Source organism: Gemmatimonadota bacterium, from assembly GCA_021295815.1.
Classification (GTDB): Bacteria; Gemmatimonadota; Gemmatimonadetes; order Longimicrobiales; family Gaopeijiaceae; genus JAGWBQ01.
The window spans coordinates 1-17,770 of sequence record JAGWBQ010000020.1 but is presented as its reverse complement, the minus strand read 5'-3'; the positions used below and the strand labels follow the sequence as shown (position 1 = coordinate 17,770).

Here is a 17,770-nt window from a genome sequence, read left to right as displayed (position 1 = left end):
ATCTGACGTGAACACCGGAGTTTCCACGACCGCCGCGTCACCGCCTCGATCCGTGCGCGACCGAAGACCCGAATCGGTAGCCGAAGCCGCGGACGGTCTGTATCTGCTCGCCGGCAGGTCCCAGCTTGGTGCGCAGCCGCCTGACGTGCATGTCGACGGTCCGGGTCTGCATTCTGAAGGAGATCTCGCTCGAGTAGCCCCAGGCCTTTTCGAGCAGGAGCCGCCGCGACTGGGTGTGCCCGGGTCGCTCCATCAGGGCTTGGAGAAGACGGAATTCGGTCGGGGTCAGAGCGATGGGCTCTCCGTCCACGTCGGTATCGAAGGAGCCGAGATCGAGGACGATGCCGCCCGCCCTCAGGACCGGTCCGCAGGCGCCTCTTCCGGACTCGGACACCCTGCGCAGGATGGCCCTCACCCGCAGCACGAGCTCTCTCGGCGAGAAGGGCTTGGTCAGATAGTCGTCGGCACCCATCTCCAGCCCTTCCACCCTGTCCTCCTGCTCACGCCTGGCCGTCAGCATGAGCACCGGGATCGACCGCGCCTCGGAGCGCAGTTGGCGGAGCACTTCGTCGCCGCCGATCTTCGGGAGCATGCGATCGAGGACCACGAGGTCGGGGGGCGCGCGGTTGCAGGAGCTGATAGCCTGGCCGCCGTCGACCGCGGTCTCGACCCGGAAGCCCTCCTTGGTAAGCTGGTAGGCGACGAGGGCGGCGATGGCCGGATCGTCTTCCACCACCAGGATCCGGTAGTGGCGCTTGCTTTTCCCGCGATCCTCGACGCTCATTCGTAGTGCGCTGCCGCCACCGTGCCGATCTCCTCCTCGGTGAGCGTATGATCGGTTCTCTTGGCGGCGCGGAAAATACGCTCGCAGAGGGCGTCGTCGCCGGCGTCGTAGCCGTGGGCGCGCAACCAGTGGCGCACGTTGGACATGCCCGACATGGGACCGATGTCGATGCGTTGCTCGCGCCCCACCATGGAGGCGGGCACGCCGGAGTAGATGCGGTCGGCGAGCCAGGAGTCGCCCTTGACCTCGGCCTTGACGATGGCCGCCGCGTGAACGCCGGTCGCCGTGCGGAACGCGTCGCGCCCAACGACCGGATAGGAGTGGACGAGCGGCACCTGGCAGGCCCGGGCGGCGAGCTTGCAGTATTCGGGAAGCACCGTGAGGTCGGCGTCGTGGATTCCCACGAGCTTGAGGTTGACGAGAAGGAGATCCATCTCCGTGTTGCCGCAGCGCTCGCCGATGCCCAAGGCGGTGCCATGCAGCCTGGTGGCCCCGGCGGTCATCGCGGCGAGAGCGTTGACGACCCCGAAGCCCCGATCGCGATGGCCGTGCCAGTCCACGCCCACTTCCGCTCCGGATGGCGCGACGATCTCCCTGAGCGCGAAATGGACGAGCGCCCGCGCACCGGCCGGGGTCGCGTGACCCACGGTGTCGGAAAGGCAGATGCGCGTCACCCCCCAGGAGATCGCCGAGCGGTAGATCGCCTTCAGGTCCTCGGGGCGGGTTCGAGTGGTGTCCTCGGTGACCATTGTCACGGGAAGGCCCCTACCGACCGCGAAAGCGACCGCATTCTCCGATCGGAGGAGGATGTCGTCGAGCGTCCACTCCTCGGCGTACTGCCGGATCGGCGAGGTCCCGATGAAGATGCACGCCTCGACCGGCATCCCCACCCGCTGAGAGATCTCGACTATGGGTACGACGTCCTCGACCACCGTGCGCGCGGCGCAGTTCGGACGTAAGGCCAGCCGCTGCCCGGCTATCTCGCGGCAGACCTCCTCGACCGCACCCATGGCGCGGGGCCCGGCTCCGGGAAGACCGACATCGGCGCACTGTATGCCGAGCCGGTCCATGAGGTGGACAAGCTCGATCTTGTCTTCGATGGCGGGATCGACGACGGACGGGTTCTGGAGACCGTCGCGCAGAGTCTCGTCGTTGAGCTGGACTCCCTTGAGGCCGCCCCAGTCGAAATCCGCTCCGACCGCGTTCCAGTCGTGTATGAGCTCCGATTCCTTCACCGTGCCTCCTCTGTGCTGGCAGGCGACAGGAGGTCGCCTCAGGAGCCGGAAGACACCCGTGCCCTCAGAGCTCGTCGTAATTGAGGAGCTTCCAGCCGCTCTCGTGCTCGACGAAAACATCGAACGAACTCAAGATACCCTCTTCCCCGGTGTCGGTGCGTCTAACGACGACTTCGACCCCCTTGTGAAGTGTGAAGGTCTCGTAGCTCTCGGTTTCGTCCGGGAGGGTGACGCTCACGATCTCGAGGCTCTGCCCGCCGAAGTCGTAGAGCAGGTCGCGGAGGCCCTTGCCGCTGTTGATCTCGTTCAGCCCCCACACGAAATCGAACGGCGTGTACTCGCCGTCCGGCATCTCGGGCCAGAGCACGTGCTCGTACTCGTCGCGAGTCACGAGGAGACCCTGGAGCGCACCCCGGTCGCTTGTTTCCAAAGCCGCCGACACCGCCGCAGCCAAGGCCACCTCGCTTTCGTGCGCATTGGCGAGGCTGACTTCGCCGGCTCCCCCGCATCCCGCCAGGCCGCCAGCCGCCGCGACGAGCACGGCGGCTGTTTTCGCAACGGCCGCAACCGGCATCTTCATCTCGGCCGTGCTCAACGTGTCCGTCTCTTCAATTGCCGGTGTGGTTGGCGCGAGAGTCCGATCCGTCGATGGACCAGATCGTCCAGCCGTAGTACCAGGCGTCGGCCAGAGTCGTGCCCGGCGCCACCGCACCCGGATAGTCGGTCGCCACCAGGGTCCGACCGTCGGCGGGAGCGAAAAGGTTGATCCCGTCGAACTCGACCGTGCTCAGGTCGAAGGCGGCGTAGCCCGACGGAGCGGCGCTCGCCACGATGTCGGGCGGCGAGGCCATGGTGCCGATGTCGTTGTAGCCGTCGCGAAGCATGGGATCGGCGACGAGGTTGTTGAATCCGTCGGTCGTGAAGAAGGCCTTGTTTTGGGCCGTTGTGTAGCCGTCGCAGCCCTCGAAGTTTTCGTCCGAATCGGCCGCCCCGGCGTTGTTCCAGACCACGGAGCCCTCCAGGGAGATCGTCTGCGAGGGATCGGCGACCCCCGAGACTCTGGAGTTGGCCGCCAGCACGGCCGGACCGCCTTCCACGCAGAAGCCGGCGTCGCCGAAGTCGCGGAAGATGGAGTTGTAGACCCGATAGCGGGAAGCCTCGCGGAACTGCACGCCGCGGTCGCCGTTCGGGCCGCCGATCTCGCCGGTCTGGAAATCCTCGTCCGCGCCGATCATGGTCGCGTTGGCTATTACCGCCGTCGAAAGGGGCGAGGCGTTCGGGTTTTCGGAGCCGCTGTTCGAGAGCTCCATGCCGTTGTCGGCCTTGTCTCCTCGCTGCTGGCCGATGATGAACTGCATGAAGCCGCGGTAGCCGTCGGTGCCGTCCACCGAGTCGTCGCCGATGCCGGTGACCACAAGGTGGTCGACGGAGACGGCACCGCCGAAGGGCTCGATGCCGTCGTCCACGTTGTAGTGGATCTGGACGTAGGAGATAGTGGTGCCGGAGCCGACGCCCTGGAGGGCCAGGCCGTTCAGCTGGTCGGACGGGGTTACGTCGTCACCGGCGTACTCGATGCGCACGCCGCGCAGGATGCCCGAGTCGTCCTCGTCGTCGTTTCCGCCGAAGAAGCCTGAGTCGCCTTCGCCCTCGGCCTCGTCACCAGCGTTCGTCCGCGCCATGCCGTTGATGACGAGGCCGCCCCAGTCGCCCCGATCGCGGTCGCCGCGAGGCTTGTCGGAGGTGAAGACGATGACCTCGTCGGCCGTCGGACGACGGTTCTCGCCGGTGGCGTCGGCGATCAGCTTCGAGCCTCGGCTGACGACCAGGTAGGCGCCGCGAACTCCCTGCGAGAGGTCGGTCCTGCCCACGACGGTCGTGCCTGGGTCGATGGTGAGGGTGGCGTGCACGCAGCCATCCTTGTCGCCGTCCGCGCCGCAGTCCCTGCCGACGAAGATGGGCCGGGTCAGGATCCAGACCTTGTCCGCGCTCCAGTGCGCGTCTTCCAGGATGTCGTCGACCACCGCCTGAAAGGCGGGTGGATCCTCGGGAATGGAGGCGGTGGCCGCGGCCGACGCCGCCTCGCCCTCCGAGTTGATCGAGAAAACCTGGCCGGTGTAGGTCGCGCCTGCGGTCAGGTCGTCGAAGGTGACCGCGGTCTCGGTGGTGTTCTCGGTGCGGGTTACCTCGCCGGGGCTCGCCAGCGTGACTCGATAGCTCGTGGCGTCGGCCCCTGCACCCCAGCTTATCGTTATGCTCCTGCCGCTCACAAGCATGCTCACGCCGGTGGGAGCCCCGGGCGGCTGCGGGGTGGGCGGGGGTTCGACGGGATCGTCGCCGCAGGCGCCGATGCTCGTGGCGAGGAGGGCGGCTGCGGTCAGAACTACAGCCTGGTTGCGGATGCTCATACTTCAGTTCTCTCCGTATGTGGGAGTTTGGGGTTGGGGAGCAGGGTCAGCGCAGCTCCCACGAGAGCCCGACCGAAAAGGTGCGGCCGGTCGTATAGAGTCTCTGCACCTGGACGATGCCGTTCGCTTCCTGCTCGAATCGGTAGCCGGCGTCGAGTAGGTTGGTGGCCTTGAACTTGGCGGCGGCTCCGGTCGGGAGGGGAAAGCCGAAGGTGGCGTCCACCTGGCTGCGAGCCTTCTCGAAGAGATCGGGCACGCCATCTCCGCCGGCCGCCGTGAGCCGGTCGCCGAAACGGTTGAGGAAAAGTCCCCACTCCACACGGCCGTCGCCGTAGTTGACGCCTGCATTGAGGACGTACGCCGCCTGTCCCTCCAGAGGCCTGGTGAGGTTGGTGGGGTTGAAGCCGCCGGCGCCTTCCCTGACCTCGACCTCGGAGGTGATGAGCGAATAGTTGGCCTGGACCGAGTAGGGAAGGAGCGCTTCCGCGATTCGATCGAGCCGGAGCCGACCCTCCATCTCGATGCCCAGGACCGTGGCGTCCTTTGCGTTCTGGAAGGAGTAGGCCGTGGAGGCGGCAGCGATGAAGACCTGCTCGACAGGGTCGGTCATCCGCTTCGTGAACCCGCCCACCGAGAGCATCTCGCCCGGGCCGGGGAACCAGTCGAAGCGCAGGTCGGCGCTCGTGATGGAAGCGGGAACGAGATCGGGGTTGCCGAAGAGCTGGCGAAGGGAGGTGGCCTCGGTGAACTGGAAGGGCGCCATCTCGCGGAATTCGGGACGGTCCACGGTGCGACTTCCGGCCGCCCTGATTCTGAAGTCGTCGCGCGCGGCGAAGACGAGGTTGACCGAGGGCGCGATGTCGAGCTGATCGATGCCGGCAAGCGTGTCGCCGCGCGAGCGGAGCCCAAGCTCGTACGCCTCGACGCGAGCGCCGAGGACGGCCTGCAGTCTGCCTGCCGAAAAGTCGAGGAGGCCGTAGCCGGCGAAGCGCCGGTCGGTGGCGTCGTAGAGATCGCCGGGTTCGACGATGTCCCGCAGAGCGAACTCGCCTCGACGACGGGCGTTGGAGACGATCCGCGCATTGGCAAGTGCGGCGTCGAGGTCGGTCACGGTGGTACCGAGGAAATTCCAGTTCAGACGCCGGGCGGCGAAGTCGCGCGAGCGCTCGCGCCCCTCTCCGCCGATCTTGAGAGAGGCTCGATCCCCGAGGAAGTCGAGGGGGAGCTGCCAGTCGAGAGCGAAGGAGACATCCCGATCCGACATGTCGCTCCAGAAGTAGCGGCCGGACTCGCCGATGGGCAGGAGGAAGAATTCGCCGTCGTCTTCAAGGTAGACCGCCTCGCGCATGAGGGGTTCGTCGCGCGTGGCCCGGGCGCCGGTGGCCCTCCATTCGAGACGCGAACCCGCGATGGCGTGCTCGCCGGAGAGCTGGCTCCAGAGCATGAGCCGCGATACGAAGCGCAGCCGCTCGGAGCGAACCACGCCGCCTATGTCCTCCTGGTTCTCGCCGATGTAGCTGCGCGCCTCGTCGTCGGCCGATAGCGACGCGGTGGTGCGAAGGGAGAGCTTCTGTTCGGGGTTGAACTTGAACGTGATATTGCCGATCCCGCCCCAGGTGACGTTGCGCGTGCCCCGGGTGAAGTTGTAGTCCACGTTTGGCGTGCGCAGGTTTTCGGGAATCTGCGGATCGAAGCCCGAACTCCGCCACTTCCGCTCCTGCTCGTTCTCGCGCAGCGTGTAGTTGTCGCCGTAGGTGCCGGCGATGAAGTACCCGAGTTCGCCCTCGTCGAAGAGGTCGGTGCGCCCTCCGATCGAGGCGTTGAGGCTGCGGTTGACCGGCGTGGCGCCGGAGGACGGGTTGAACCCCTGTCCGTAGCTCCGCAGCGTCTCGCCCAGCGTGATGATCTGGCCTGCGTTGGCCGGCAGGCGCTCGCCGCTGTCTATGGGACCGAGAGCCTCTTCGAGAGCCTGGGGCTGCGAGCGGGTGCCGTCGTCGATGCCGATCCAGTCGCGACCGCCGCCCGCGTAGCTCAGATAGCCGCTCCTGAACTGCGAGTTGGTGTTGGCCGAGGAGCCCACGCCGAAACGGAGAACGGTCTCGCTCGGGAAGTCCTTGGTCTCGATCTTGACCGAGCCGCCCGAGAAGTCGGCGGGCAGGTCCGGCGTATACGATTTCTGAGTCCGGAGGCTCTGCAGGAAGCCCGAGGGGAAGAGGTCGAGCGGGACGACCTCGCGTTCGGGCTCGGGCGAGGGCAGCGACGAGCCGTTCAGGGTGGTTTGGGAGTAACGTTCGCCCAGGCCGCGCACGAAGACGTATTTGCCTTCGGAAACGGTCACGCCGCTTAGACGTCTGGCCACCTCGGCGGCGTCGGAATCCGGACGGCGCGAGATCTCGGTCGAACCGACGGCGTCCACCAGGAAGGCGGAGGTTCGACGCTCGTCGAGCAGGAAGGCCTGGCTGCCTCGTTCGCGCCGCGCGGAGATCGTGATCCCCTCCAGTTCGAGGGTGGCTTCGGTCATGGTGAAATCGATAACGGTCGGACGATCTCCCGCGATCTCGACATCTGTGACCGTCTTGGTGTGGTAACCGATCATGTTCACGGTTACCGTGACCGTGCCTACAGGTACCGGGGGGGTGACGAACCGTCCATCGAGATCCGTGAGCGCCCCGCCCAAGGCGCCACCGTCGACGGCGACCTGCGCGCCGACGATGGGTTGGGCTGTCTGCGCGTGCAGAACGCGACCGATGATCCTTGCCGACTCCTGCGCCGCGCCGGGCGACGCGACCAGGAAGAGGGTGAGGAGGGTGGGCAGGGTCCGGACCGTGTGGGTTGGCTTCATGTGTTCCTTGGATGAGGCTGCGGTGTCGGTACGGGAAGGATAGGGCGGCTACGTAAACGGACTTAGGGGGCTTCGGTAACGGAGCGGTAAATCCGGGCAGGCGGCGGTTTTCCGTCACGGAGGCGGCTGCCGGCTGTCACCGGGCGGGCGGCCGTCGGACTTCGCAGGCGGCCTGGGCCCCGGACTGCTGGACAGACGCGCGCGGCGGCGGTACCGTGCGGCCTCCGCGGTGTAAGTTGTCTGCGGACCGCGCGAAGAACCGACCATGAGACATCGAAAGGGACCGCCCATGACACACGTTCGATCGGAATGCCGTTCGCCGTGAGCGAGGTCGGGCTGCGCGGGTCGGCGCCGGCCGGGGAGAAAGCGAACCGGACAAGGGCGATCGGGACGCAGGCCCCCGGGGCTGACCTGGGCCGAGCAAGCCCCGCCGCACCGCGTCGCGTATCGACCGCCCCCGACTACCCCCGACCCCGCCTTCGCGGGCGCACGTACGCCATACCCTTTGACGATGTCTGGACGGCGGCGATGGCGCTGGTCGCGGATCTGCGGGGCTGGTCCGCGGTCCGGGCGGACGACGAGGCGGGCGCCATCGACATTTCGCGGCGGTACTTCCTAGGCGGACGCAAGCAGAAGATTCGGGTGCGGATCCGGCTCGACGCCTGCGGTCAGACCCAGGTCGACATACGGGTCGAGGCGCGGAAGGTCTTCTTCGGCAGGTCGTACCTCGGCCGGGGCAACGTCAACCGTTTCCTTCGTCGTCTCGATCTCGCGGTTGAAGCCCTTCCCGGCCTCATACTCATCCCGGCGCCCGAGGCCGGCCGCGTCGTCCGGCCCCTTGAAAAATGAGGCCGACCTGGCGCATGAGGCCTGCCTGCGGTCGAACGACGCCGCATCCGCGCTGGGCCGCGGCGTTCTGCATCGTCCTGTTGGCCGCTTGCGACCAGGTGCGGAACGGCGGCGAGTCGAACGGCGGCGGCCCCGAGCTCTCGCCCCCGGCACCCGCCGCAGACTCGATCCACGAGCTGGCATTTGTCTTCGTGGAACCCATGGGCGACGTGGTATCGCCCTGGCTCATCGAGGCTCGGACGCGGGGGGCGGACGTGGAAAGGTCGGCCCGGGCCTGGATCCTCTCAGGCTCCGAACCGGTTCCGATCCTCGACCAACGCTGGACCACGCCCTACACGAGGGCGGCGGGACGCCTCCTGCCTTGGGACGCGCTGCGCCTGATCGTGGGGAGCGGCGGGGAACCCGAAAGCATCATCGCGATGGCCGATACCGCCATGGAGCTCGAGGTGCTCGCCATTCTGGCGGAGGGAAGCGGAGGGGGTGCCCGTTTCAGGCTCTTCCGGGCCCGGTTTCGCGGTGTCGGGCCCGACCCGCGTCCCGGCGTGATTCTCGAACACACGAGGGCTCGTCCCAGCGAGGCCGAACGTCCCGCCGACTGGCTCTTCGTGACCACCGAGGACGGCACCATGGCGGTGCTTCAGCTCCCGAGAGCCGAGGCCGACTCCCTCGGTCAGGTGTGGGCCGTCGTCCAGGGGGAACCGTTCGCCGGTCCGGCTCTCGCCGCCCGGGTGATCGCCACGCGAACGGAGGAGGGCGAGACGGAATCCATCCGTTTCTCCTCGGAGAACGGTGCGCTCGACGGCGAGCTCGTGGTCCTCACCGGAGCGGCGTCAGTGCCGGAACGGAACGAGGCCGGAGCTCCGGGGCTCGCAGCCTTCGGCGTTTCCGGAACCCTGGATTCGGGGAGCGGCGCGTCTCCCGCCCGGGGCGCGGTCATACAGGGAAGGGAATGATCCCGAGGCCTCGACTCGAAACCCCCAACCGTTCGTGACGCCTCTGCTGGCGGTCCTGTTGAAGGTTGGTTTCGGGGCGCTGGCCGGCGGCATCACCAACACGCTGGCCGTCTGGATGCTCTTCCACCCCTACCGACCGCCCAAACTCTTCGGGCGCTGGACCGTGCGCCACCTCCAGGGCGCGATCCCCAAGTCGCAGCCTCGTCTGGCAAAGGCCGTGGGCGGGATGGTCGGCAACAGACTGCTCACGCCCGCCGACCTCGCGGACACCTTCGGCGAGCCGGAATTCAGACGAGCGTTCGACACCGGACTGGCCCAGGTGATCGACGACGCCCTCAACACCCGACACGGCTCCCTCCGCGAACTGGTGCCGGAGTCGGTGTCCGAAGATCTGGCGCGGCTGCTGGAACAGGTGGCGGCGAACGTGGTCTCCGGGCTCGAGGAATACATCGGCTCCGAGAGCTTCACCCGGGATACCCTGGAGCGCACGCGGGCCGCATCGGCCGAGATCAGTTCGGTGCGGGTGGGGCGATTTCTGACCCCCGGCAGGACCCAGTCGTTGCAGGAAACCGCAGGAACCATTTTCAAGGACGTGGTGGCCGGCAAGGGGATCGAGTCCGCCGTGGGCCACTGCCTGGAGTCTGCGAGCCAAGGTCTGGTGGCGAAGGGGACGAGCTTCGAGGAGGCCCTGCCCGCCGACCTCATTCATCCCGTCGAAGAGGTCATTTCGGCCTACCTGCCGCTAGCGGCGGGCCGTCTGGGAGAGCTCCTCGACGACCGTGCGGTGCGCAAGCGCGTCGAATCCGCGATCAGCGAGGTCATCCAGCGCTTCGTGGGCGAGCAGGCCTTCCCCAAGCGGGTCATGGCCAAGATTTTCGTGAACGACACCGCGGTTCACCAGGTCGTGCGCGCCATCCGGATCGAAGGGGCCGACCGACTTACCGAGCTCCTACGCGACTCGGCGGTTCAGCAGGTGATCTCGCGGCGGATCAGAGACGGGATCGCCGACCTGGCTCGCAGACCCATCGCCGAGGTCGTCGGTCCCGAAGCCGTCGCCAAGACCCGGGATTCGCTCGGCGTCTGGCTCGTCGATCTGATTCGCAACCCGGCGACCCGGGAGTTTCTCGACGACAGCCTGCTCGCGGGCGTCGACAACCTGCGTGGGAAGACCTGGGGCGAGGTGATGGAGTACGTGCCCCCCGAGAAGATCGCCGGTTTCATCGTCGATACCGCCCGGTCGGACGGAGTCCGCACGCAACTCGAACGGGCCGTGCACCAGATCGCGGGCGGCCTCGTCGATCGACCCGTCGGCCTGCCGGCCGAGTGGCTTCCGGCCGACAGTGCGGAACGGATCGAGAAAGCCCTGGGCGACCCGTTGTGGGATTGGCTGCAAACGCAGATTCCGAGCGCGGTGCGGCAGATCGACATCTCCAGACGCGTCGAAGCCAAGGTGCTGAACTTCCCCATGTCCCGGGTGGAACAGCTTATCCGTCAGGTGAGCCGACGGGAGATCAGCCTCATCATCCGGCTCGGATTCCTTCTTGGAGGCGCGATCGGTGGCGGGCTGGCCCTGGTGGAGATGGTGCTCGGCTGACGGCGCCTGTTCGGGTACCGCCTGTCGCCGGCCCGGGCACGCTTTCCGCCGAGCGGGTGACCGGAGGGGATGAGCTCCGCCCCCTCAGTCCTCCCCCGGACGCTTGATCGAGATTCCCGACCGGTCTCGTCTCGCGGAGATGTTGCGCTGGAGCCAGGCGATCGGGGTGAAGGCTCGCGCGACCTTCCTGCGGCGGCCGTAGCCCGACGACATGATCTCCTCGGCGTTCTCCCGCAGTTCGCCTGGAGTCGGACGCCCGATCCACAACCCGAGGAGCAGAGAAAGGGCGCCTCCGGCGATCAGCACGAACAGCGCCGGTCCGGTGGGCAGTTGGAAGAACGGCTCCACCGCAGCCGAATCCGAAGTCAGCTCCGCAACCAGCGAATCGGCGTTCAGCGAATCCGCAGCCTCCTGAACGGAACGGACGACCTGGGCGCCGGCCGAGAGGATGCCGAAGCTCACCCCTGTTTGAAGAGTGTTTCGAACGCGAGCAATAGGATCCCGACCGCCAGAATGATCGGCACGGCGTTGGTGCCGACCGCTACCAAGGCCACTACGGCCCAGAAGACTCCGTGGGTGAAGAGGTAGCCGCCGGGAACAAGCTCGCGCATGTCGGGAGTGGGTTGCGAGTGGGAGGTGGTGGGCGAAAGCCCGGGGTTCCGGGCGACTCGGCCCGTCTCACTCCAAGGCGACCGGAATATACCGCTGGAAGGGGGTTTGCGCCACGTGGGCTGCTCCTCGAGCTCAGGCTGGTACGGCGGTAAAGAGGGGTGGGTTCGCTACCGGTTCCTGGAACGGGACCCCGTCAGTCCGGACTTGCCGTCTCCCCCCGCACCCATTGCAGGTAGTCTTCGTTGCCGCCGCTCGTAGGGACGACGACGAACTCCGGCACATCGTAGGAGTGGAGCTCACCGACCCGGGATTCCAGGTCATCGAGTCGCTCGGCGGTCGTCTTCATCACCAGCAACGTCTCGGCGTCGTCGCACAGTTCACCCTTCCACCGGTAGATCGAACGAACGGGACTCAGGTTGGCGCAGGCGATCAGTCCTTCCTCCACCAGTACGCTCGCCAGGCCGGCCGCTTCGGCCGCCGGCGCCGTCACCAGCACCAGGGCGATCATCCGGCATAGGTGTTGTTGATGACACGCGACATCCGCGCGGCGACCACGTTGCGCTTGACCTTCATGGTCGGGGTCAGGTACCCGTTGTCGATGGTGAGATCCCCGGGGAGCAACGCGACGCGCTGAGGCGTTTCGAAGGAGGCCAGACCGTCGCACGCCGCGGCCACCGCAGTCTCGATGTGGGCGACCACGGCCGGATCCTTCGACAGGTCGCTGCCGTGCCGGTCGATCCCGTTGTCGGCCGCCCAGGCCCCCAGCGCCGCGAAGTCGGGAACGATCAGCACGATGCAGTAGGGCCGGCGGTCGCCGATCATCACCGCCTGCTCGACCAGCGGATGCAGCTTGATCCGGTTTTCGACGGGCTGGGGAGCAACGTTCTTGCCACCGGCGGTGACGATCAGGTCCTTCTTGCGGTCGGTGATGTGGAGAAATCCGTCCGAGTCGATCCTTCCGATGTCGCCCGTCGCGAACCATCCGTCCTCGTCGATCACGGCCGCCGTGGCCTCAGGACGATTGAAGTATCCCTGCATCACCTGCGGTCCCCGGATCTCGATCTCGCCGTCGTCCGCGATGCGGATCTCGGTTCCCGCCACGGGCCGGCCCACGCTTCCGATGCGAAAGTGCTCGTCCGAGTTGACGTTCGTCACCGGACTGGTCTCGGTGAGGCCGTATCCTTCGAGTATGGTGAGCCCGATGGAGTAGAAGAAGCGGTTCAGCTCCGGGGCCAGGGGCCCGCCTCCGCTTACGAAGAAACGCACCCTGCCGCCAACTGCCGCTTTCACCTTGGAAAAGACGATCCTGTCGTACAGACCGTACTCGCGGCGAAGGAGGGCGGAAGGCTCCTTGCCGGCCAGCCTGCGCTCCGCCACCCGGTCGGCGATCTTGACGGCCCGGCCGACCAATCGGCCCTTCAGGCCCCGCGCCGAGGTCACTTGGGCGTGTATCCGCTCGTAAATCCTGGGAACCGCGGCGACCATGGTGGGCCGGAGGATGCGCATGTCCTCCATGAGCGTGTCGGGAACCACGCGCGGGTAGGCGATCCTGCATCCCCTCCAGAAGCAGAGATAGTCGACCATTCGCTGGAAGACATGGGAGAGAGGCAGGAAGGAGAGGGTGGTGTCCTCCGGTCCCAGCCTGATGGCCTCGGCGCTCGCGTGGACGTTCGAGGCGATGTTGTGATGGCTCAGCACGACGCCTTTGGGGTCACCGGTGGTCCCCGACGTGTAGATGATGGTGGCGACATCGTCCGGCGCGACGGTGAGAAGCTTGGCCCTGAAGGCCTCGGGGTCGGAGGCGTCCTCGTCGGTTGCCTCGGCCATGAACGCTCCCAACGAAACCGGGGCGTCTTGTCCACCCGGCCCGTGCGGCGGGGCTTCGGATCCGTCGGGCTCCACCACCCGGCCCAGTTCGGCCAGCCCGTCCATCCCTCCGGCCAACCGGTCCATTCCCAGCGGACAGGAGCCGCCGGGCGGTCGAGTCTCGAAACGGACCACTTCGACCGGCGTGTCGAGTTCCTCGTTCGCCCGGACCGCCTTCTCGGCCTGCTCGTCGTTCTCCGCCATGACGAGTCGGGCCCCGGAATCGCGAAGCACGTAGGCGACCTGCGGCGCGGTAAGCGTCGGGTAGATCGGTACCACCACCGCCCCCGCCGCCAGGCAGCCGTAATCCGCCAGGGCCCACTCGGGACGATTGCCGGAGATGATCGCGACCCGTTCCCCGCGCTCGATTCCACTTCTCGCGAGCGCATCGGCTATGCGGCGCACCAGCTCGAAGACCTGCGCGTACGTGTATCCCCTCGGCGTCCCGGAGGAATCGACGTACTCGAGAGCCCTGTCATCTCCATGGCGATCCACGGCTTCGGCGAAGAACCCGGTGAGGGTGGCGTCCGCCGGCAGAGATCCCTGGGTTGAAAATGCCTTCAGGTCGTCATCCATCGTGCCCGCCGACCTCGACCTCGATGCTGAAAGCGATGGCCGGGTCGAGGGAATGCAGGACCGAGCAGTACTTGTCGCGGGAGAGCTCGATAGCCCGGTCCACCCTGGGCCGGTGCTCGGCCTCGGGGCCGTCGACCAGGTAGAGAAGTTCGATGTGAGTGAACTTACGGGGAATATCTTCGGCATGCCTTCCCCTGATCTCCACCTCGAGAGCCGTGAGCGGGACCCTCGATTTTTCCAGCACGTAGCGCACGTCGATAGCCATGCACCCCGCGAGCGCCAGGAGGAGGGTGTCCATCGGGGAGGGCCCGTCGCCGCGGTCACCGTCGATGGTCACGGCCGGAACGCCCTCCGGGCCGCCTGTGAAACTCAGACCCTCGCCGGACCAGGTCAGACGAGCTCTTCTCAGATCGGACTTCGTCATCGCCGACCTCCCTCGCCCGCCCCGCCCCGGGCCAGCTCGATCTTCAGTCCTTCGAGGGTCGTCGCGGCGTGGTTGACGTGTTCGGCAGCCTCCGGTATGGTCGGGGCCTTTGCCAGAAATGCCTCCAGGTGCTGAGCGGCCTCCTCCACCTTCTGCTCTCGCAGCAGGAGAAAGGCCAGCCCGTAATGAGCTCCGGGGGCGTCGGGATCCGCTTCCAGGACGAGCCGGTAATTCCTCTCGGCCTCGTGCGTCATGCCGATCCTGGTATGGCAGATCGCGATCTGCTGGAGGATCCAGGCATCGCGGGGGGCGTCTCGCAGGGCCAACTTGAACGAGGTCAGCGCCTCCTTGAACTTGCCGCTGGAGAGCAGGTCGGCGCCCTCCTGCAGGTAATCCACCTTTTCCAAGGTTCGTCGCTGACGCTTGAAGATGTTGCCCCAGATGGCCATGGATGATCCTATAGCTCCGATCCCGGTGCTCGGCGATGCCCTCGGTAGCGATGGCACGCAGGATAACGTACCACCAAGATGCCCCGGACGGAATAACCGATGCGCACCCTTGAGGGAGCCCGCCGCGTGCGGTCCTGCACCAGGCGTCCTTCTACCCCGTCGCCACCACGGTGATACCTCCGGAAACGAGCGTTTTCGCGGGGCTTTCAGCGATCCACTCCGCGACCGCCTCGTCCGCATGGGTGATCACGATCCGGGACCTCGGCATCGCGACGCGCACCGCTTCTTCAAGGATCCGATCTCCGAGCCGGGCATCCACCACGCAGCCGCGAGCTACGCCGGTGCGAAAGGGAAAGCCGGGGCGCGCCGCCATGCGGCTCCAGAGCCGCGACTCGGGCCGGCCGCCGAGAGAGTCGTCGATCCCCACCACGTCGGCGTTCGGGAGCACTTGCGCGATCTCCTCTCCCAGGACCGCTGGAGCGCCCGCCAGGACAATCCGGCCGGTTCCGTCGACCAGGCCGAGCAGAGCCGGGAGGTTCGCGGCGTCGATCATCGGCTTGCGAGGTGTCGGACCGAGGAGCTCGCGGCGGGGCGGCGCCCGCAGATCGGCGAATCCGGCGGCGACAGGAAAGGCGTCGCGGCAGTTCGGGCATCCCATGGACCCCGCGCGCACCCGCCCGTCCGCCATCTCGTCCGCCCGAAGCACGAGGCCGAAGTCCGGACCGCAGCGAGGGCAGGTGAGCACGTCGGTGAGGTAGGGATGCACCTCCGATCAGCGCTTCTTGACCAGCTCGACGAACTCCGAGCGGGTGCGAACGTCGTCGAGGAAGACGCCGCGCATGGCGGAGGTGATGGTAACCGAATTCTGTTTCTCCACACCCCGCATCATCATGCACAGGTGCGAAGCCTCGATCACCACGCCCACGCCCCGGGGCGCGATCGTGTCGCGGATCGCGTCGGCCACCTGATCGGTCAGACGCTCCTGTATTTGAAGGCGGCGCGCGAAGACCTCGACCAGGCGAGCGAGCTTGGAGAGCCCGAGTATGCGTCCGTCGGGTATGTACGCGACGTGGGCCCTGCCGTAGAACGGGAGCAGATGGTGCTCGCAGAGGGAGTAGAGCTCTATGTCGCGCACGATCACCATGCCGCCGCCCTCGGCCTCGAAGACGCCCGACCCGGCCGCCTCCTGCGGTTCCTCGGCGTAACCCTTGGTCAGAAAGGCGTACGCTTCGGCCATCCGTTGGGGCGTCAGCAGCAGCCCTTCCCGGGTCGGGTCCTCGCCGATCCGCCTGAGCACTTCCACGAAGATCTCTTCCAGCGAGGCTTCCCTGAGGCTCCCGGGGGACGGGCTCAACGGCCCGGCCCGGCATACTCGACCGAGTTGCGTTCGGTCTCGTGGAGGACGATTCGAGAGAGGTTGACGCCTGCGGGCAGGGTCCCTTCCAGCCGATCCCAAATCGCCACGGCGAGATTCTCGGTGGTGGGGTTGACGCCTTCCAGCCAATCGACCTGCGTGTTCAAATTGCGATGGTCCACATGGGCGATCACCCGACGCTCGACGATGTCCTTGAGCAGTTTGAGGTCGATGACGTATCCGGTCTCCGGATCCACCGGCCCCTCGACCGTCAAGTCGAGGTCGTAGTTGTGTCCGTGCCAGGCCGGATTCGAGCAGTCGCCGAAGATCTCCCGGTTCCGCTCGTCGGACCAATCCGGATTGAACAGGCGGTGCGCGGACGAAAAGTGAAGGCGGCGGGTGACCCGCACTCGCGGAATCACGTCAACGGGCGGCCGGCGGTGACGGACACTCCGCGCAAGCCGCCGATGCGCCGCGCCGCTTTTCCGTGCGAAATTTTGTCCACGGGCCGAATGGAATGCCGGGAGAAAAAACGGGGCCGAGCACCCGCCATGCGGCAAAATGCCCGACCCTCGGCGCATGGGAAGGGCTGGTCTGAAGCCCGGGAGTAAGTTTTGCAACATCCCCGCAGATTCCGAAGTCCCCTCATCGGGGGCTTGACGTCCACCGCGAGATCAGTCCCGAAGTCTCAAGTGTTGGCTCAAAACACGGCCTTCCCACACGCGACCGGAAGGTACATGGACGGAGGCCCGGTGACAAGGGGTAATGTCGGAAGGCCTCCCGGCCCCCGTGCCCCGGGGAGAGGAGGCGGGGACCGGCCACCGTGGCCGGAACCCCATCGAGCCGGTAGGTGGCGGCCTAGGTCCCCTCCAAGTAAGATCGGGCATGTGCGGCAGAATCGCTCTCTGGAGCCTCCCCGAGGATCTGGCCGAGATCTTCGGCGCCCTTCCTCCGCGCCTCGAACTCCCGGATCCTCCCCGCCCACGTTACAACCTCGCACCGACCGAGCCGATCCTCGTCGTTCGCGGCGGAGGCAGGCGTGGACGCGCCCTGGAGTTCGTCAGTTGGGGTATCCGGCCGGATGGGCCGGCATCTAGGCTCGTCATCAACGCGCGTTCGGAAACCGTAGCCAGGCGGCCGCTCTTCAGGGACCTGGTACGCTCGGATCGGGGCGCGGTGCTTGCGGACGCCTTCTACGAGTGGCGCAATGAGTCCGGCGTGAAGCGCGCCTACCTTGTTCGGCGCAGGGACGGTAGGCCCATGGCGCTGGCCGCGCTGCTTGCGCCCGCCTCGGCGGAGAGAAGCGCAAGGTCGGGCGTGATCCTGACCACCGCCGCGAACCGGTTGCTGCGCCCCCTTCATGGTCGGATGCCGGTCGTGCTCGACGCGAGAACCGAAGAGGATTGGCTCACCGGCCGCTTCGACGACGTCGCCCGAACGTGCCTGCACCCCTCGGCCGACGACCGGCTGGAGCTCGTCCCCGTGGGCCGTCGAGTCAACAACGTGCGTTTCGACGATCCGTCCTGCGCGGACCCGTGCGGCGAAACGATCAGGGAGCCCACCGATTGGGACACCCGCCCCCCTGCGGAGGAACAGGGATCATTTTTCTAGTGTCGCGTTCCAGAGATAGCCCTACGGAATCACTGGATCTTGTGGCGGACCGGCGACGACGGAGGTCGAGGCGGAGGTCGCCGGAAGCCTGGGTGGGGCGGAACGCATGGCGGGTGGCGCTCGCGGCGTCGGCTGCGACTCAGAAGACGAAGTCGAGCCTGAGTCTGAGGCCTTGGCGAGCGGGAGCGGTGGGGGATTCGTTGCGGACGCCCTCGA

General features: G+C 66.9%; 18 protein-coding genes. 4 read left to right on the top strand and 14 right to left on the bottom strand.

The window, feature by feature from the left end; all coding sequences use genetic code 11:
* Nucleotides 1-37: 37 nt before the first annotated feature.
* The 5 genes from J4G12_08835 to J4G12_08815 are packed head-to-tail and all read right to left on the bottom strand — an operon-like array spanning nucleotide 38 to nucleotide 7,266.
* Entirely contained in the window at nucleotides 38-784 is a 747-nt protein-coding gene (locus J4G12_08835; protein ID MCE2455901.1) for a response regulator transcription factor, read from the bottom strand.
* The gene (locus tag J4G12_08830) at nucleotides 781-2,139 is read right to left on the bottom strand and encodes a 2-isopropylmalate synthase (GenBank protein ID MCE2455900.1); all 1,359 of its coding nucleotides are present in this window, start codon (nucleotides 2,137-2,139) and stop codon (nucleotides 781-783) included. Before J4G12_08830 ends, J4G12_08835 begins: the two co-directional genes overlap by 4 nt.
* On the bottom strand, nucleotides 2,084-2,593 hold the full coding sequence (locus J4G12_08825) for a hypothetical protein (protein ID MCE2455899.1): 510 nt from the start codon (nucleotides 2,591-2,593) through the stop codon (nucleotides 2,084-2,086). The genes J4G12_08830 and J4G12_08825 overlap by 56 nt, the downstream gene beginning before the upstream one ends.
* 34 nt (nucleotides 2,594-2,627) lie before the next feature.
* Nucleotides 2,628-4,424: a fibronectin type III domain-containing protein gene (locus J4G12_08820; GenBank protein MCE2455898.1), complete on the bottom strand. Its 1,797-nt coding sequence runs from the start codon at nucleotides 4,422-4,424 to the stop codon at nucleotides 2,628-2,630.
* Nucleotides 4,425-4,470: 46 nt separating this feature from the next.
* Entirely contained in the window at nucleotides 4,471-7,266 is a 2,796-nt protein-coding gene (locus J4G12_08815; protein MCE2455897.1) for a TonB-dependent receptor, read from the bottom strand.
* Between the two features lie 309 nt (nucleotides 7,267-7,575).
* Between J4G12_08815 and J4G12_08810 the strand changes: the two genes are divergently transcribed.
* The 3 genes from J4G12_08810 to J4G12_08800 are packed head-to-tail and all read left to right on the top strand — an operon-like array spanning nucleotide 7,576 to nucleotide 10,662.
* Nucleotides 7,576-8,115: a hypothetical protein gene (locus J4G12_08810; GenBank protein MCE2455896.1), complete on the top strand. Its 540-nt coding sequence runs from the start codon at nucleotides 7,576-7,578 to the stop codon at nucleotides 8,113-8,115.
* A 14-nt stretch (nucleotides 8,116-8,129) separates the two neighbouring features.
* Nucleotides 8,130-9,068, top strand: coding sequence for a hypothetical protein (locus J4G12_08805; GenBank protein ID MCE2455895.1), 939 nt, complete (start codon nucleotides 8,130-8,132; stop codon nucleotides 9,066-9,068).
* A 34-nt stretch (nucleotides 9,069-9,102) separates the two neighbouring features.
* Complete coding sequence (locus J4G12_08800) at nucleotides 9,103-10,662, top strand: DUF445 family protein (GenBank protein ID MCE2455894.1); 1,560 nt, start codon at nucleotides 9,103-9,105, stop codon at nucleotides 10,660-10,662.
* An 84-nt stretch (nucleotides 10,663-10,746) separates the two neighbouring features.
* Here the strand turns inward: J4G12_08800 and J4G12_08795 are convergent, their stop codons facing one another.
* From J4G12_08795 to J4G12_08755, 9 genes are all read right to left on the bottom strand, one after another.
* Nucleotides 10,747-11,124: a hypothetical protein gene (locus J4G12_08795; GenBank protein MCE2455893.1), complete on the bottom strand. Its 378-nt coding sequence runs from the start codon at nucleotides 11,122-11,124 to the stop codon at nucleotides 10,747-10,749.
* Nucleotides 11,121-11,273 carry a hypothetical protein gene (locus tag J4G12_08790; protein ID MCE2455892.1) on the bottom strand — a complete coding sequence of 51 codons (153 nt, stop codon included), beginning with the start codon at nucleotides 11,271-11,273 and terminating at the stop codon, nucleotides 11,121-11,123. The genes J4G12_08795 and J4G12_08790 overlap by 4 nt, the downstream gene beginning before the upstream one ends.
* 194 nt (nucleotides 11,274-11,467) lie before the next feature.
* Complete coding sequence (locus J4G12_08785) at nucleotides 11,468-11,782, bottom strand: divalent-cation tolerance protein CutA (GenBank protein ID MCE2455891.1); 315 nt, start codon at nucleotides 11,780-11,782, stop codon at nucleotides 11,468-11,470.
* Entirely contained in the window at nucleotides 11,779-13,716 is a 1,938-nt protein-coding gene (locus J4G12_08780; GenBank protein ID MCE2455890.1) for a long-chain fatty acid--CoA ligase, read from the bottom strand. Before J4G12_08780 ends, J4G12_08785 begins: the two co-directional genes overlap by 4 nt.
* The gene (locus J4G12_08775; protein MCE2455889.1) at nucleotides 13,709-14,140 is read right to left on the bottom strand and encodes an OsmC family protein; all 432 of its coding nucleotides are present in this window, start codon (nucleotides 14,138-14,140) and stop codon (nucleotides 13,709-13,711) included. Before J4G12_08775 ends, J4G12_08780 begins: the two co-directional genes overlap by 8 nt.
* Nucleotides 14,137-14,589: a tetratricopeptide repeat protein gene (locus tag J4G12_08770; protein MCE2455888.1), complete on the bottom strand. Its 453-nt coding sequence runs from the start codon at nucleotides 14,587-14,589 to the stop codon at nucleotides 14,137-14,139. Before J4G12_08770 ends, J4G12_08775 begins: the two co-directional genes overlap by 4 nt.
* 151 nt (nucleotides 14,590-14,740) lie before the next feature.
* The gene (locus tag J4G12_08765; GenBank protein ID MCE2455887.1) at nucleotides 14,741-15,355 is read right to left on the bottom strand and encodes a hypothetical protein; all 615 of its coding nucleotides are present in this window, start codon (nucleotides 15,353-15,355) and stop codon (nucleotides 14,741-14,743) included.
* 6 nt (nucleotides 15,356-15,361) lie between these two features.
* Complete coding sequence (folE, locus tag J4G12_08760; protein MCE2455886.1) at nucleotides 15,362-15,907, bottom strand: GTP cyclohydrolase I FolE; 546 nt, start codon at nucleotides 15,905-15,907, stop codon at nucleotides 15,362-15,364.
* Between the two features lie 32 nt (nucleotides 15,908-15,939).
* Nucleotides 15,940-16,362: a 6-carboxytetrahydropterin synthase gene (locus J4G12_08755; protein MCE2455885.1), complete on the bottom strand. Its 423-nt coding sequence runs from the start codon at nucleotides 16,360-16,362 to the stop codon at nucleotides 15,940-15,942.
* 466 nt (nucleotides 16,363-16,828) lie between these two features.
* On the opposite strand from J4G12_08755, the gene J4G12_08750 reads away from it, so the two are divergent.
* Nucleotides 16,829-17,554 (top strand): SOS response-associated peptidase, encoded by a 726-nt coding sequence (locus J4G12_08750; protein MCE2455884.1) that lies wholly within the window; start codon nucleotides 16,829-16,831, stop codon nucleotides 17,552-17,554.
* Nucleotides 17,555-17,770 lie beyond the last annotated feature (216 nt).

What these genes read in the sequence shown, in the direction of transcription:
- J4G12_08835 (MCE2455901.1), bottom strand. Translation starts at nt 784, where the DNA reads ATGAGCGTCGAGGATCGCGGGAAAAGCAAGCGCCACTACCGGATCCTG.
- J4G12_08810 (MCE2455896.1), top strand. Translation starts at nt 7,576, where the DNA reads ATGCCGTTCGCCGTGAGCGAGGTCGGGCTGCGCGGGTCGGCGCCGGCC.
- J4G12_08825 (MCE2455899.1), bottom strand. Translation starts at nt 2,593, where the DNA reads ATGCCGGTTGCGGCCGTTGCGAAAACAGCCGCCGTGCTCGTCGCGGCG.
- J4G12_08785 (MCE2455891.1), bottom strand. Translation starts at nt 11,782, where the DNA reads ATGATCGCCCTGGTGCTGGTGACGGCGCCGGCGGCCGAAGCGGCCGGC.
- J4G12_08770 (MCE2455888.1), bottom strand. Translation starts at nt 14,589, where the DNA reads ATGGCCATCTGGGGCAACATCTTCAAGCGTCAGCGACGAACCTTGGAA.
- J4G12_08805 (MCE2455895.1), top strand. Translation starts at nt 8,130, where the DNA reads ATGAGGCCTGCCTGCGGTCGAACGACGCCGCATCCGCGCTGGGCCGCG.
- J4G12_08815 (MCE2455897.1), bottom strand. Translation starts at nt 7,266, where the DNA reads ATGAAGCCAACCCACACGGTCCGGACCCTGCCCACCCTCCTCACCCTC.
- J4G12_08750 (MCE2455884.1), top strand. Translation starts at nt 16,829, where the DNA reads ATGTGCGGCAGAATCGCTCTCTGGAGCCTCCCCGAGGATCTGGCCGAG.
- J4G12_08830 (MCE2455900.1), bottom strand. Translation starts at nt 2,139, where the DNA reads ATGTTTTCGTCGAGCACGAGAGCGGCTGGAAGCTCCTCAATTACGACG.
- J4G12_08790 (MCE2455892.1), bottom strand. Translation starts at nt 11,273, where the DNA reads ATGCGCGAGCTTGTTCCCGGCGGCTACCTCTTCACCCACGGAGTCTTC.
- J4G12_08775 (MCE2455889.1), bottom strand. Translation starts at nt 14,140, where the DNA reads ATGACGAAGTCCGATCTGAGAAGAGCTCGTCTGACCTGGTCCGGCGAG.
- J4G12_08820 (MCE2455898.1), bottom strand. Translation starts at nt 4,424, where the DNA reads ATGAGCATCCGCAACCAGGCTGTAGTTCTGACCGCAGCCGCCCTCCTC.
- J4G12_08780 (MCE2455890.1), bottom strand. Translation starts at nt 13,716, where the DNA reads ATGGATGACGACCTGAAGGCATTTTCAACCCAGGGATCTCTGCCGGCG.